Annotated in this window: 11 protein-coding genes; 4 read left to right on the forward strand and 7 right to left on the reverse strand. The window is 42.6% G+C overall.

Annotated elements, in window-relative coordinates:
- Positions 1 to 131 precede the first annotated feature (131 nt).
- The 4 genes from ACWM1W_RS11905 to pilG are packed head-to-tail and all read right to left on the reverse strand — an operon-like array spanning position 132 to position 3,567.
- Positions 132 to 2,201: a methyl-accepting chemotaxis protein gene (locus ACWM1W_RS11905; RefSeq protein WP_005236998.1), complete on the reverse strand. Its 2,070-nt coding sequence runs from the start codon at positions 2,199 to 2,201 to the stop codon at positions 132 to 134.
- Positions 2,202 to 2,247: 46 nt separating this feature from the next.
- Positions 2,248 to 2,784 (reverse strand): chemotaxis protein CheW, encoded by a 537-nt coding sequence (locus tag ACWM1W_RS11910; protein WP_004784984.1) that lies wholly within the window; start codon positions 2,782 to 2,784, stop codon positions 2,248 to 2,250.
- A gap of 5 nt (positions 2,785 to 2,789) precedes the next feature.
- Positions 2,790 to 3,158, reverse strand: a complete 369-nt coding sequence (locus ACWM1W_RS11915; RefSeq protein ID WP_004784985.1) for a response regulator — start codon at positions 3,156 to 3,158, stop codon at positions 2,790 to 2,792.
- 25 nt (positions 3,159 to 3,183) lie between these two features.
- Positions 3,184 to 3,567, reverse strand: coding sequence for a twitching motility response regulator PilG (pilG, locus tag ACWM1W_RS11920; RefSeq protein ID WP_004784987.1), 384 nt, complete (start codon positions 3,565 to 3,567; stop codon positions 3,184 to 3,186).
- Between the two features lie 282 nt (positions 3,568 to 3,849).
- Between pilG and ACWM1W_RS11925 the strand changes: the two genes are divergently transcribed.
- The 4 genes from ACWM1W_RS11925 to ACWM1W_RS11940 all read left to right on the forward strand — a co-directional run bounded on the left by ACWM1W_RS11925 (position 3,850) and on the right by ACWM1W_RS11940 (position 10,623).
- Positions 3,850 to 4,494 (forward strand): hypothetical protein, encoded by a 645-nt coding sequence (locus ACWM1W_RS11925; RefSeq protein WP_034170199.1) that lies wholly within the window; start codon positions 3,850 to 3,852, stop codon positions 4,492 to 4,494.
- Positions 4,495 to 4,545: 51 nt separating this feature from the next.
- Entirely contained in the window at positions 4,546 to 5,673 is a 1,128-nt protein-coding gene (locus ACWM1W_RS11930) for an efflux RND transporter periplasmic adaptor subunit (RefSeq protein WP_262477553.1), read from the forward strand.
- A gap of 18 nt (positions 5,674 to 5,691) precedes the next feature.
- Positions 5,692 to 8,799, forward strand: coding sequence for an efflux RND transporter permease subunit (locus tag ACWM1W_RS11935; protein WP_175968041.1), 3,108 nt, complete (start codon positions 5,692 to 5,694; stop codon positions 8,797 to 8,799).
- Between the two features lie 96 nt (positions 8,800 to 8,895).
- Positions 8,896 to 10,623: a proline--tRNA ligase gene (locus tag ACWM1W_RS11940; protein ID WP_461603260.1), complete on the forward strand. Its 1,728-nt coding sequence runs from the start codon at positions 8,896 to 8,898 to the stop codon at positions 10,621 to 10,623.
- Between the two features lie 46 nt (positions 10,624 to 10,669).
- Here ACWM1W_RS11940 and ACWM1W_RS11945 read toward each other — a convergent pair whose 3' ends face one another.
- Genes ACWM1W_RS11945 through ACWM1W_RS11955 form a run of 3 tightly spaced genes read right to left on the reverse strand, consistent with a single transcriptional unit; the run spans position 10,670 to position 15,022 of the window.
- Complete coding sequence (locus tag ACWM1W_RS11945) at positions 10,670 to 12,085, reverse strand: hypothetical protein (protein WP_104425850.1); 1,416 nt, start codon at positions 12,083 to 12,085, stop codon at positions 10,670 to 10,672.
- A 16-nt stretch (positions 12,086 to 12,101) separates the two neighbouring features.
- Positions 12,102 to 14,276 carry a DUF6160 family protein gene (locus tag ACWM1W_RS11950; protein ID WP_375725615.1) on the reverse strand — a complete coding sequence of 725 codons (2,175 nt, stop codon included), beginning with the start codon at positions 14,274 to 14,276 and terminating at the stop codon, positions 12,102 to 12,104.
- A 29-nt stretch (positions 14,277 to 14,305) separates the two neighbouring features.
- Positions 14,306 to 15,022 carry a hypothetical protein gene (locus ACWM1W_RS11955; RefSeq protein WP_375725616.1) on the reverse strand — a complete coding sequence of 239 codons (717 nt, stop codon included), beginning with the start codon at positions 15,020 to 15,022 and terminating at the stop codon, positions 14,306 to 14,308.
- Positions 15,023 to 15,034: the final 12 nt, after the last annotated feature.

Genomic DNA, 15,034 nt, shown 5'->3' on the forward strand with positions numbered 1-15,034 from the left:
CTCAAACTTAATTGTGACCGTCACGCGAGACCTAACCTTATGTAGTCAAGTCCATCTTGTCGAGGCTTTATCTGTATTTCTGAATGTGCCTCAACCTAGGTTAAGGCACACTCCCCTCATACTTTCTGACTTTATTCTGGTAGTTTAAAGTCAGATACAGATTCACGTAATGCATCGGCCATGTTCGCCAATTCAGATACCGAACGTGCTGTATCGAAGGTTGCACTCGTAGTTTGTGAAGTAATTTCCTGTACGACATTCATCGTGGTCGCAATATGACCCGCAGATGCAGACTGAAGTTTCGCAGCATCGGAAATGTTCGCAATCAGTTTTGCCAGGTTATTCGATACCGTTTGAATCTCATCCAGTGCCACACCAGCATCTTTAGACAGGTTCGCACCACGTACAACTTCAGCTGTGGTTTGTTCCATTGAAATTACGGCTTCGTTGGTATCCGTTTGAATGGTTTTTACCAGGCCTTCAATCTGTTTAGTTGCAGATGCAGAACGTTCCGCAAGACGCTGGACCTCATCCGCTACCACGGCGAAACCACGACCAGCTTCACCCGCCATCGACGCCTGAATCGCTGCGTTCAAAGCCAGGATGTTGGTTTGGTCGGCAATATCGTTAATCAGGGCTACGATGTTACCAATTTCTTGTGAAGATTCACCCAGACGTTTAATACGTTTAGAGGTTTCCTGAATCTGTTCACGAATCGTATCCATACCTTCAATAGAACGGTGTACAACGTCTGCACCATTTGCAGCAATTTGTACTGAACGTTCCGCAACGACTGCAGATTCTTCCGCGTTGGCAGATACCTGGTCAATGGACATTGCCATTTCGTTAATCGCAGCAGATGCACCCGCAATCTCTTGTGCCTGGTGTTCAGATGCTTCAGCTAACTGGTTGGTAATGCTTTGAGTTGTCGCTGTATATTGCGCAACTTCCTGAGAAGTTTCGGTAATACGAGATACCAAGTCACGTAACTGGTCGATCGCGAAGTTAATCGAGTCGGCGATCGCACCGGTAAAGTCTTCCGATACTGTTGCATATGAACGTAAGTCACCATCCGCAAGGTCGGCAATCTCGTCTAGTAAACGTAAAATCGCATTCTGGTTACGGTCATATTCTTCTTGAAGACGGGTTACACGCTGTTTGTCCGATGCACCACGTAGGGTTAACAGGCGGAATACACACAGTAGGAAGCCGATCAATAACAGAATTAACAGTACCGCTGGAACGATTGTTTTCAGACCAGAGTTACCAGACAGTTTGTTTAGGTTATCTAGCAGGGCATCCGATTGCGAGAAAATTGACGCAGATGCCTGACGTACTTTTACGATTTGCGCAGAGTTTTTCAGGATTGTCGCAGATGCTGATTGAAGTACATCATCATATTCCGCTTTGATGCCTTCCAGAGACTCGCGCAGGTTTGGATCAGTAATACGTTGTACACCCAGTTCAGCAGAACCGTTTAACTGTGCATTTAAGTATGAACCGAAAGTTTCGGTATCGGCACTGAAGTCGTCCGCTGATTCACGTGAACCGTCGTTACCAGTCAATACCAAGCTGATCGAACGTAAAATACGTTCCGCAATGAATACCTGGTTTTTCGCAATGACCACCTGGTTAGACGGCATGTCTTGACGCGCCATCTGGTCGACCATCAAGTTATATTCAGCCTGAATCCCCGGTATGGCTTCACCAATTGCGATGTTGGTGTCATATAACTGGTTAATGATTTTTTGTTGCGATGCAATCAGGTCAATACTAGAAGACACTTCTGTCCACTGTTTATCTACTGCTTGCAGTGCCTCATTATTGGAATGAATATTTTTTACAATCTCAAGGTTTTCCGCAAAAGCTTTTTGAGAATCTGTCAGTTTTTTCATCGCTTCAGGTGTACCAGAAGCCGTTGCTTCAGTCGCCTGACGAGAAATGGTTTGTGAAAGCAGACGTAAATCACCCAGACTTTGTGTCAGCTGGTTAGCACGTGGCACACTGTAGAAAAGATACAATAAAGTGATGGTTGCCGCTAACAGACAGCCGGCTGCGCCATAAATAAACGGTTTAGACTTTTCACTATCACCAAATACACGTGACAACTGGTCTGTTTGTGATTGAATCTTGGATAAAAAAGTATTGCCACTTTTGCGGCTACCTTCACCTGTATTTTTCTTTTTAAGTTTAAAGCCCATGCAGCCTCTCCCCGATTTACGTCTTTATTACTTTCGTGCGCGACGTTTAATTTATAAATTTTATAGATGCGTTCATAAATTTTGGATTTTGCAACAGACGACTGAATAAGAACACATGCCATTGCTGGTTATGCTGGTGGAAAAATCCCTGACAGTATTCTTGTAAGTTATTATCCAATTCAGTAGTTTTAGAAAAAAAACTTTTCTTATTAAAATGTTGTATACCCAAAACTTGATCAACGACCAAACCGACATATTGGTCATTATGGTGAATACATAATACTTTTTGAGTCGGTGAAAACTGGCTACTCTGTCCTGATACATATTGAGTCAAATCAGAAACTGATAATAACCTTCCCCGAATATTGGCCAATCCTAACACCCATGATTGAGTATTAGGAACTAGCGTATATTTTGGAGGATAGATCACTTCGGATACTTCCCCCAGCGGGGCAACAAAATATTGCCCCATCATCTCAAAAGCAATGCCTGACCATCGGTTGACTTCATTTTCATTAGAAACGTAGTTTTTATTTCCCCGTTTCGCAATGCGAAGCAATTCGATAAATCCATTTGCTGCCATAGAGCTTATCCTGCGTTGAGGTGGTGCTTAATCACTTCAATCAACTGTTTTTCATCTACCGGTTTTGTAAGATAATCTGCGGCACCCTGACGTTTACCCCAAACGCGGTCAGTGGCCTGATCTTTGGTACTTACAATTACAATCGGAATATGCTTGGTGGTTGCACCACGTGCGATTTGACGTGTTGCCTGGAAGCCATTCACGCCTGGCATGACCACATCCATCAATACCAGATCTGGCAACTCAGCCTGAGCCATGGTTACCCCATCTGCACCATTGGATGCTTCAATCACCTCAAAGCCATGTTTAGAAAGAATCTCTCTAAAACGGAATGTTTCTGTCGGTGAGTCATCTACGATTAAGATACGCGCCATGCCAATTCCCCTAAAAAATCAATTATTAAGCACTAATATGGTTACGGATTGCATTAAGCAATTCATCTTTACTGAAAGGTTTAGTCAAGTATTCATCCGAACCAACAACACGACCTTTGGCCTGATCAAATAAGCCATCTTTACTCGAAAGCATAATCACAGGAATATTCTGATAATTTTGAGAGTTTTTAATCAACGCACAAGTTTGATAACCATCTAGACGAGGCATCATGATGTCTACAAATACGATATCTGGATTGGCTTCTGCGATTTTTGATAAAGCTTCAAAACCATCTACCGCAGTCACGACTTCATATCCTTCGCGCTGTAGAAGAGTTTCTGCTGTACGACGAATGGTCTTTGAGTCATCAATGACCATAACTTTTAGATTTTGGAATTTATCGTCCATTTTGACCCTTCCCATTTTAGAAACGATGCGCCATAAGGCTCATAGGATTATTTTATTACGATCGATAAACATTTTTAACACAAATCCACTTGTATTATCAATGAACATTTTCTACACAAGTGTGCAAAAATAGCGGATTTCATCAACCATTTCACATTTTTATTTTGTCATTGCTTTTTTTTTGACTGACGGTAGTTTTTAATTCGTGAGTTTGAGTCTAATATAGCATTATTATTACTTTAAAATAAGTAATTTAGTCAACTTTCAATTGGGGAGCCAATGATGAGTCAGTTTTCAGAAAAACTTGCTTTCATTGATAAAAATAAAATGACTGGCCAATTCATATTTGCAGTGACACTTTTTCTTCAGGTCACCATTTCATATGCCTCAACTAACCAGCCACCAAAAGCCACCTGGTATCGCTATTATGATAATAAAGGCGTGGCCAATATCAGCACTAACGTTACCCCCAACCATATCCGCTATGGCTATGAGGCACTTGACCAGAATATGCAGGTCATTAAACGTGCACGTCCTTATAATGTCGATAAAGATATTAAACAGGCGCCGCAACGTGCCCAGCAAGCCCAGCGCATCGCAGAAGATCAAAAGCTGAAACGTGCCTATACCAATAGCCATGTTGCTCTACAGAAAAAGAATGAAAGTCTGAGCCAACTGAAGAAACAGATTGCCTTTCAGCAAGAGCAGATGAAACAGTTGCAGCAAGACCGGGTCATGTTTGTACGCCAAGAACGTGAATATTTACGTAAAGGCAATAATCCCCCGGCCTCTTTAAAAGCCAACCTTGAAAACAACCAGAAAAACCTGATTTCTCAAAAAGAAAATATTCAATCTTTACAAACTCGCTATCGAAATATGGAAGCGGAATACGACAGAATTATTGCCCGTTTAAAAGCACTTGAATAAACACAAATAACTTGTTGTTGCTTTAAACGACCACAAGTGAAAAGGATTAATATGCCATTTGCACAGCATTTTCATATTTCAAAGACCTCTTCTTCGCGCTCTGTATTGATGATGAGTGCACTTTGCTTAAGTCTTTTTCTAAGCGGCTGCAATAAAAATGAATCTACACCGCAAGCCGAAAGTCCAAAAACAATTGAACTGATTCCTCAGGATCTGGTTGCCGTAAAGACAGGTACTTCAATCCAGAAATCCGCATTTACCGGTACTATTCGCGCAGTCAACCAAAGCAGTATTCAGGCGCAGGTTTCTGCCACTGCCACCAGTGTTAATGCTCAGGTCGGTGACAATGTAGCTAAAGGTCAGGTACTGGTTCGCTTAAATAATCAGGATAATGCCGCACGTCTGGCTCAGGCCCGTGCCAATCTGGCATCTACCCAGGCACAGGCTAATCAGGCGCGCAACATGATGCAGCGCAAAAAGCGTCTGCTCGACCAAGGCTTTATCTCTAAAGTTGAATATGAGCAAAGCCAGGTTGACTATCAGGCCCAGGTTGAAAATGTCCGCGCACAGCAAGCCAATGTCGATATTGCCGTAAAAGCCGATCGTGATGGCATTATCACTAGCCCGATTAGTGGCGTGATCACTCAGCGTCAGGTTGAGCCCGGTCAAACCGTGGCGATCGGACAAACCCTGTTTGAAATCGTAAATCCAAATCAACTGGAAATTCAGGCCCGTGTCCCGAGTGAGATGCAGGCCAGTCTGCGTTTAGGCAGCAAAATTGAATATCAGATTCAGGGCAATCCAAATACGTATACCGCTGCTATTAGCCGGGTGTCTCCAATTGCCGATCAGGCCAGTCGGCAGATTGAATTCTTCGCCAGACCGAATGAAAGTATTCCCTCTTTAAGTATTGGCTCTTTTGTTGAAGGCAATATTCTGAGTTCTCAACAAGTTTCTGGTCAGATTATTCCCCTCGATACCGTTCAGGATATCCAGAATAAACCTTATGTCTGGGTTATTCGCCAGAACAAAATTATTAAAGTGAATGTTCAGGTTCTGGAACAGCGCTATAACCAGAATACTGCAGTGATCCAGGGTCTGGAGACAGGTGATCAGGTCAGTCGCATTCCATTTACTGAGGCAGATCTCAACAAGCCAGTGACACTGCGTTCCAACTAATCAGACAGGATCATTAATATGTGGTTTACCCGAATTAGTGTGAAGTATCCCGTCTTCACCATTATGATGATGTTCTGTTTGATGGTGCTTGGACTAGCTTCCTGGCAGCGCATGGGTGTAGAAGAATTTCCGGATGTCGACTTTCCCTTTGTGGTGATTTATACCAGCTATCCAGGCGCTTCTCCAGAAACCGTTGAATCGGAAATTACCAAAAAACTTGAAGACCAGATCAATACTATTTCTGGTTTAAAACAGGTAATTTCACAATCCAGTGAAGGCCTGTCGATGATTACGGCCGAATTCAATCTGGAAGTTCCTTCTACCATGGCGGCACAGGATGTCCGTGACAAAATTGCCTCAGTCACCGCCGAATTCCGTGATGAAATTCAGGAACCGGTTGTCGAGCGTTATGATCCGACTGCCAATGCAATCATGTCGATCGTATTTGAGTCCGACAATATGGATTTAAAGGCACTGAGTTCCTATCTGGATCAGCGCATTGTTCCACAACTACGAACTGTTCCGGGAGTAGGTACAGTCAACCTTCTTGGTGATGCACAGCGCCAGATTCGCATTCAGGTTGAACCCCAGAAACTGCAAGCTTTTGGTATCGGCGTGGATAGCGTCATTAATACTCTGAAATCTGAAAATATCGAAGTTCCGGGCGGTACATTAAAATCTGGCAACTCGGAACTGGTGATTGAGATCAATTCCAAAGTGCTACATCCCCTCGCCTTTGGCGATTTGGTGATTGCCAATAAAAATGGTGCACCGATCTTTCTGAAACAGGTCGCAGAAATTGAAGATAGCCAGGCAGAACTTGAAACTGGTGCATTTCTGGATGGTAAAGCTGCAGTTGCAGTTGACATCCTGCGTAGCTCTGATTCTAATGTCATTGAAGTTGTAGACAGTACTTACAAAACCCTTGAAAGCCTCAAATCCCAACTGCCACAAGGAACCACCTTAAAAGTTGTGGTAGATTCTTCAAAAAGCATCCGCGGCACCATTGGTGATGTGGCGCGTACCATTATCGAAGGTGCAGTTCTTGCTGTCCTAATTGTTCTGTTATTTTTAGGTTCTTTCCGCTCAACGGTCATTACTGGCCTCACTTTACCGATCGCTTTGCTCGGAACTTTGACCTTTATCTGGGCTTTTGGTTTCAGTATTAACATGATGACCTTATTGGCCCTGTCTTTAAGTATCGGTTTGCTGATTGATGATGCAATTGTAGTACGGGAAAATATCGTACGGCATACCGATATGGGTAAAGACCATGTCACTGCTGCACTGGACGGAACCAAAGAAATTGGTCTTGCTGTTCTGGCAACAACATTGACAATCGTCGCGGTCTTCTTGCCTGTTGCCTTTATGGGTGGAATTATTGGGCGTTTCTTTTATCAGTTCGGTGTGACGGTGAGTACCGCCGTTCTGATTTCCATGTTTGTCAGTTTTACTCTGGATCCAATGCTATCTGCACATTGGGCAGAAAAGAAAAAAGATCCCAATAAAAAGCCGGGCCGAATCAAACGCTTCTTTAACTGGATTTCAGGCAAATTAGACAATTTAAGTCATGTTTATGAAAAGCTATTGAAACTGGCTTTACGCTTTAGGTTCATTACCATTGTGATTGCAGTGGCATCTCTGTTTGGCGCTTTAGCACTCTCGAAACTGATTGGTACCGAGTTTGTACCTGTCCCGGATAAGGGTGAAATCCGGATCAAGTTTGAAACCCCAGTCGATGCTTCACTGGAATATTCACAAGCCAAACTGCAACAGGTCGATAAAATCGTACGTCAGCATCCTGATGTACGTGCAACTTATGGCGTAATTAATGGTGTGACCGATCGCGGTAAAAATCATGTCAGCTTACGTGTCACTGTAACTCCGCGGACTGAACGTGAGAAAAGCTTGAATGATCTCAATAATGAATTCCGTCAACGTTTACAATCTGTGGGCGGCATTACCATTACCTCAGTTGCTTCCGCGGATGAAACCGTATCGGGTGGTCAAAAGCCGATTATGATCTCAATCAAGGGCCCTGATTTGAATGAACTACAAAAGATTTCCGATCGCTTTATGGTCGAGATGGCTAAAATTGATGGCATCGTCGATCTGGAAACATCCCTCAAAGAGCCAAAACCGACCTTAGGTGTACAGATCAATCGCGTTCTGGCCAGTGATCTTGGTTTGTCAGTCAATCAAATTGCCAATGTAGTTCGCCCATTGATTGCCGGCGATGATGTCACCACGTGGCAGGATGAAAAAGGTGAAACTTATGATGTTAACTTACGCCTGACCGAAGACCGGCGCACCCTGCCGAGCGATCTGCAAAATATGTATATCACTTCATCTAAAATGGATGGCAATAATCAGCCGATTTTGATCCCGCTTTCTAGCGTTGCTAATTTTGAGGAAAAACTGGGAGCTTCTCAAATTAATCGTCGTGACCTGGCGCGTGAGGTGCTGGTTGAAGCAAATACCTCTGGACGCCCTGCAGGTGACATCGGTACTGACATTAGCAGACTTCAGGATAATTTCGACATGCCACCGGGTTATAGTTTTGATACCCAAGGTGCCAATGCAGATATGGCAGAATCCGCTGGTTATGCGTTGACTGCGATTACCCTGTCGATTGTATTTATTTATATTGTGCTGGGTTCACAGTTCAACAGCTTTATTCATCCTGCTGCCATTATGGCTTCATTACCTTTGTCATTAATTGGTGTATTCCTGGCGCTGTTCCTGTTTAATTCGACCATGAACCTGTTTTCGATTATCGGGATTATTATGCTGATGGGTCTGGTAACCAAAAATGCGATTCTGCTTATCGACTTCATCAAGAAAGCCATGGATCGGGGTGAAGCCCGTTATGATGCGATTCTGAATGCCGGCAAAACCCGTTTACGTCCAATTCTGATGACCACCAGTGCCATGGTCATGGGAATGGTGCCGCTCGCTCTGGGCTTAGGTGAAGGTGGTGAACAAAGTGCACCGATGGCACATGCCGTGATCGGCGGGGTAATTACCTCCACCCTGCTGACATTGGTCGTGGTTCCAGTGATTTTCACTTATTTGGATGACCTTAAGAATTTTATGCTGCGCCAAGCCCGTAAAATCATGGCATAATTTAAACCATCACAATGAGGTGACATTCACGAATGTTCACCTCATTTTTTATTGTATAATCTCTGCTTTAACGCTTAATTTTTTAGGACAGTTTCCATGCGCGCGAGTCGCTTTTTATTTGCAACGTTGAGAGAAACCCCGAACGATGCTGAAGTTATTTCACATCAGCTGATGCTTCGTGCCGGTATGATTCGTAAGTTGGCTTCAGGTTTGTACACCTGGCTGCCGATGGGCGTTCGCGTATTAAATAAAGTTGCAGCGATCGTTCGCGAAGAAATGAATAACGCGGGTTCACTCGAAGTCTTGATGCCTGTGACTCAACCAGCTTCTCTTTGGGAAGAATCTGGTCGTTATGTGCAATACGGTCCTGAACTATTACGTTTTAAAGATCGTCATACCAATGACTTTGTGCTTGGTCCAACACACGAAGAAGTGATCACTGATCTGGCACGTAATGAGCTAAAAAGTTACAAACAATTGCCTGCAAACTTCTACCAGGTTCAAACCAAGTTCCGAGATGAAATCCGTCCTCGTTTTGGTGTAATGCGCTCACGTGAATTCATCATGAAAGATGCTTACTCTTTCCATGCGGATCAGGAATCTCTGCAAGAAACTTACGATAAAATGTACGAAGCGTACTGCAAGATCTTTACCCGTTTAGGTCTGGATTTCCGTCCAGTACAAGCGGATACCGGTTCAATCGGTGGTTCAGGTTCACACGAATTCCACGTCTTGGCTTCAAGTGGTGAAGATGATATCGCATTCTCAACTGAATCTGATTATGCGGCTAACATCGAAATGGCTGAAGCGATTCTGGTGGGCGATCGTGCTGCTCCAACTCAAGAACTGAAAGTGGTTGATACCCCAAATCAAAAAACGATTGCTGATGTATCAAGCTTCCTTGGCACTGACCCTGCACATTCAGTGAAGGCATTACTGGTTCAAGGCGTTGCAGCTGAAGAAGGTAAAGCAGCTCCTGTCGTTGCCCTGTTCCTTCGTGGTGACCATGAACTGAATGAAATTAAAGCCGAAAAGCATCCAAAAATTGCTGCGCCTTTGGCTTTTGCTACTGAAGCTCAACTTGCTGAACTAGGTTTGACTGCTGGTTTTGTAGGTCCACAAGGTTTAGTAGAAAAAGGCCTAACAGTGATTGTTGACCGTGCTGCTTCTGTACTTTCTGACTTCGTCGCGGGTGCAAATGAAGCAGACAAGCACGCAACTGGCGTGAACTGGGAACGTGATGCGCAGTTTAGCGAAGTTTATGACCTGCGTAATGTGGTTGAAGGCGATCCTTCTCCAGATGGCAAAGGTACACTTCAAATCAAACGTGGTATCGAAGTGGGTCATATCTTCCAGTTAGGCAAAAAATATTCTGAAGCTTTAGGTTGTAAGGTCTTAGGTGAGGATGGCAAACCATTCACTGTAACCATGGGTTGTTATGGTATTGGTGTGACACGTGTCGTAGCATCTGCAATTGAACAGAATTACGATGAAAAAGGCATCATCTGGCCGGCTGCGATCGCTCCATTTGAAATAGCAATTGTGCCAATGAATGCGCATAAATCACCTCGCACTTTAGAAGGTGCTGAAAGCTTATATGCAGAACTGCAAGCTGCTGGTTTTGACGTACTGCTTGATGACCGTAATGAACGTCCAGGTGTGAAATTCTCTGATCTTGAATTGACTGGTATTCCACATCGCATTGTGATTGGTGAAAAAGGTCTGGATGCAGGTACTTTTGAATATAAAGGTCGCCGTGATGCAGAATCAGTAAATCTTTCGAAAGAAGAACTACTGGCAAAATTGCTAAATAATTTTTTCTGAATCAATAAAAAATCCCGCCTAGAGCGGGATTTTTTATATGTCTGAATTAGCAGAACTTATGTCCGCCAAAGCAGTTTGAGGTCACATTCTGGTTCTGTAGCAGCTTATCCATTAAGGTTAAAGTTGCAGGAGTACCATCTACATAGTTAGTAAATTTACCTACATCAATATTCAATTTACGTACCACCGCGACATTCGCCAGAGACCCTAGAGCCTCACCCACACTGACATCGATCAAGTTTTCAGGTCGTAAAAGAAATTCAGAAATAGCAGTTGCTACCTGAGGTAACACGAATGAAATATCAACTTCATCTGTAGTTTTTAATACACCCAGTTGAATCGGGTCTTTAAAAGATAGCCACCAACCTGGTTTGGCAATATCAGCCGCGTCCGCACCTTGCCAATGCACATTCTGACTCTGTAAAGACAAATAACCGCCTGTACCATTTAATGGAATATTATGGATCATATTTAGAGCCTGAACAAAGGTGATGTCCATATTCAGGTTATCCAGACTTGAACCAGCACCCATTTGAAAGAAAGAATGTGTTCCTAAATTAAGAAGTCCAATTAATGGATCAAACTCTACATACAGCTTATCTTTTGAAAAATCTGGTGTACCAATCACATCATTTGGCAAAGTTGAACCCGTTAAAGCCTTTGCTAATGGAATCGAAGCAATAGTAGAACGGATATTACTTACAGTCGCTGACTTTAAGCGTTGCCCAGTCACGACAGTTTCTGGCATAGTAAAGTCTACCCGCATGGAAGGCACTGTAATCCCGGTATGGCCATCAGCACCTGGCTTACTGGTGAAAGTACGTGTTTGTCCTAAAGCCTTTAGATTCCCTGAGATTTTTTCATCATTTGCAATACCAAAGGTTCCCGCTTTTGTAACAGACTCACCAGTGGTTTGCGCCATTTTCATATAACCACTAAAACTTTTGAGGCCATCATTCGGATTTTCAACGTTGTCAGTTCCCATGGTTAAGAGTCCAACAATTTTATCTGCACCTAGACGGAAACCGACCACTTCTCGGGTAGAGGCACTTCCACCATTTTTAATTGCAAACTCAACAAAGGGATTACTCACACTGGCACTGGTATTAGCACGGTCGTCTGAAAAGACAGGGTTACCTTTATCATCAAGGCTGGTATTTAAGCCACTCAAAGCCAAGTTAGAAATATCAATATCACAACCATTGGTATTCCCAATACTGTTATTAGTTCCACCACAACCGAGCTGCAAAGTTTTGATATTAATGTTCAATTCCATTAAAGCTTCAATACTTAGCTTATGGAAGTTAATCCCTTGTGATGAATCATAAGCATTTTCCAAATTTAATAATGCCTGTGCATCAACTGCCGATAAAGCCTCATCGTCTAAGGCTGTCATAGCCATCGCCTGTTGAGTAAGGCCCATTAAAGTGACAATCAAGCTATTCAATATTATTTTTTTCATGAAATCATCCCTTATTTCAGCGCGGTGTAATACCAAGCGTACTGCGCATGGTTCCGCCTGTGAGTGCAATTGTTGCGATATTCTGCATATTGCCATTTGTGGTCATGGCCATGTTGGTTCTAAACGGCTCGATAATCTTCTGATCTTTATTAAATTTGATTTGATTATCTAAAGTAACAGTATCTTCACTCACGCCTATTTTGGTGATTAATCCTAAATTCCCTTCCATACGATTAAAGTTAATCGCAGAAGTATGAACTGCACCTGTGCTATCTACATCTTCATTAATCAGACTAAAATAACTACCAAGATTATTGACATCACCTTTTTCTGTAGAAGTTAATGTTCGGAACTTAAAGTTTGCATCCAGAGATAAATAATTTTCGTCTGCTACATCCAGTCCCGGAATAATCATTAACTCACCACTACCATCAAGCATCATGGCAATTGTTGTTAATACATCGTCGCGTTTAGAAAAATTGTCATCAGGAACAAACTGATCACATTTATTGCCTGATACACAGTTATATTTAGATCCCGGTAATTGTCCAATTGCCACTTCAGCTTTCGCTGCGATCAGCAATTTATCAGCTTTTACATAGATGCCTTCATCTTCATAACCAATCACCCCTTTGGATTCAATAAAGGCATCAATATTTCGAAGGCCAGCATAATAGTTTCGCGCATAGCCATTCTCTACACCACCATCAATTAAAAGAATTGAAGTTGTACTTGGTGCTCCAGTTTTAGCATCCTTACCATAACCTTCAGTTGATGCCATCACGTTATAGGCAATACCATTCTTGTCACCTTCATATTTTGTACCCGACAAGGCAACATTGGCATTCAGGTTGTAAATTGGAATACCAATCCCCCAAGAACCACTATTCCCGGAAATAACACCAGTATCATTAGAAATAAAATTTGCTTTGGCTGCAATCGACTGGAAATCCATACCCCGTATGGCAATTAGTGCAAAGTCCTGATTAGCAGACGTACTGCTTAAAGTTTGCTGCAAAATCGGATTACTTCGTCTAAGCGTTGACTTAATATTGTCATTCACTAAAAACTCTAGGCTCTGTGCCTGAATTGTATTGATATAAATATCGCCAAAATCAATATAAGCATTATTCTTTCCAGTTAATGAACGTAATTCATTAAACTGAACTGCATAGCTTCCTTTGCCGGTATGACCAATTTCCAAAGTCGTTGGCTTTAAACCCTGCGCTGCTGCCACTTCCTGATTGGTAAAATCAGCTGATAAACCAAGATGCAAGCCACCTTCACCTGCGTTATAGCTTGAAACTCTATGATCTTGTCGCGTCAGCACACCACCAACTTTATTACTTATATCAAAAGAATTCAGTTTTGACTGATCGGCACCTAACGACAAACGTGCATTACTCACTGCACCCGAAATACCATAGCGCATGATATTTTTTAAATCGCCATCTCCATTCTGATAGCGTAAATCAAAGTTTAATCCAGCTGTTTGCGCACCAGTTGTTCCTACAGCCACTGGTTTTAAATTAATTAGATGGTCTTGTGTGCCACCTTTACTGGCGAGTACGATGCCTTGTGTCGGGTCTATATACATATAGCCCGTACCAGCGAAGTTAAAATTAAAGTTATCTAGAACTAAGCTATTTGTACCTAAAGTATGTTTAATCGTGGCATCTTGCAAATTGAAATCGATAGTAGCTGTTTCATTCTTATTGAATAAACCAGCTGTCGTTTGAAGCACCATTTTAAATGGACTATCAATCGCAAGACCTAGTTTGCCCAAATTTTGATTGTTTTCGACACAGCTTGTTCCAGCACATTCCTTACTCACCAGTTTAAAATCTGCATTGGCACTAAAGGGAGCTACGCTTGCTTCTAAACGAATCCCTGCACCAGCATCGGTCGCACCGACATCAAACTTAAGCTGGCTTAAAATCGCATTTTGATCTTTGCCTAAGATTTTTACTTTATGCAATCCCAGTCCCATCTTGGTATTTACATCAGCATTCGGGTCATACCAATTGAGCTGTTCAACTTCAACTTTTGATACCTCGTGCGTAATCGTAATACCGTCTTGACCAGTGATATAACCTAATTCTTGTTCTTCAATCAGCTCTAGTGCATAACTATGCTGTGCCAAACAGATACATGCCGTTAATAATTTAATTTGTGATTTTATTTTTTTCATTCTTTCATCCCTATGCTGCATCCATGCAGTTAGCAACGGCTTTGTGCACTCCCTGCTGAGCAGTTAAAGCCAAATATTTTTAAGTTTCCTGACATGTGCATGTTGCCGTGCATATTGAGACCCATAAAGCCCTTCTCACGCCCCTGGTCAAATTCTGGAACATCTGCTGAGGCAGTGGTATATGTACCGTCCTCTTTATAAACACGATTGGTGAAGGTCGTATACTTTTCTGAATTGGCATAGCCTTCCTTATCACCCTCACCGGTTCCGGTTTCAATAGCCAAAGTATTAAAGCCCAAATTTCTTATTTTCAAAGGTTTATCATCATAAAAAGTGATTTTCATGGCTGTTTGAGGATCGCCTGCCGCATTAGTAATCGTGGTGCCATCGATAGAAAACTTATCAATTTGCAGGGTGCCTTGTATGCCTTTAAATACTAGCCATTTTTTATTGCCTTGGGCGTCGACATGATTGTTCGGAGAAATCGCCAGGCGACAAAACAAGGTGTTAATTCCACAATCTGTTGTTGGCTTGTAATACACTTCTAACTTATTAGCGACCGTTTCAGAAATTTGAGATTTCGTTAAATCAGTAGCGTATTGATGATTGAGTGACAAGGTCCAGCTTAAATCCGCTCCGCTTTGACCCGTTTCTGCTGTCATTTGCTGCGGATCAAGACTGACCAAGCCGGCTTGTGTCGCTAAAGAAATCCCAAGAACTGTAGCAAGCATTAACTTTTTCAACATTGCCCTATTCCT

It is taken from the genome of Acinetobacter sp. TW_SC_4 (assembly GCF_054861205.1).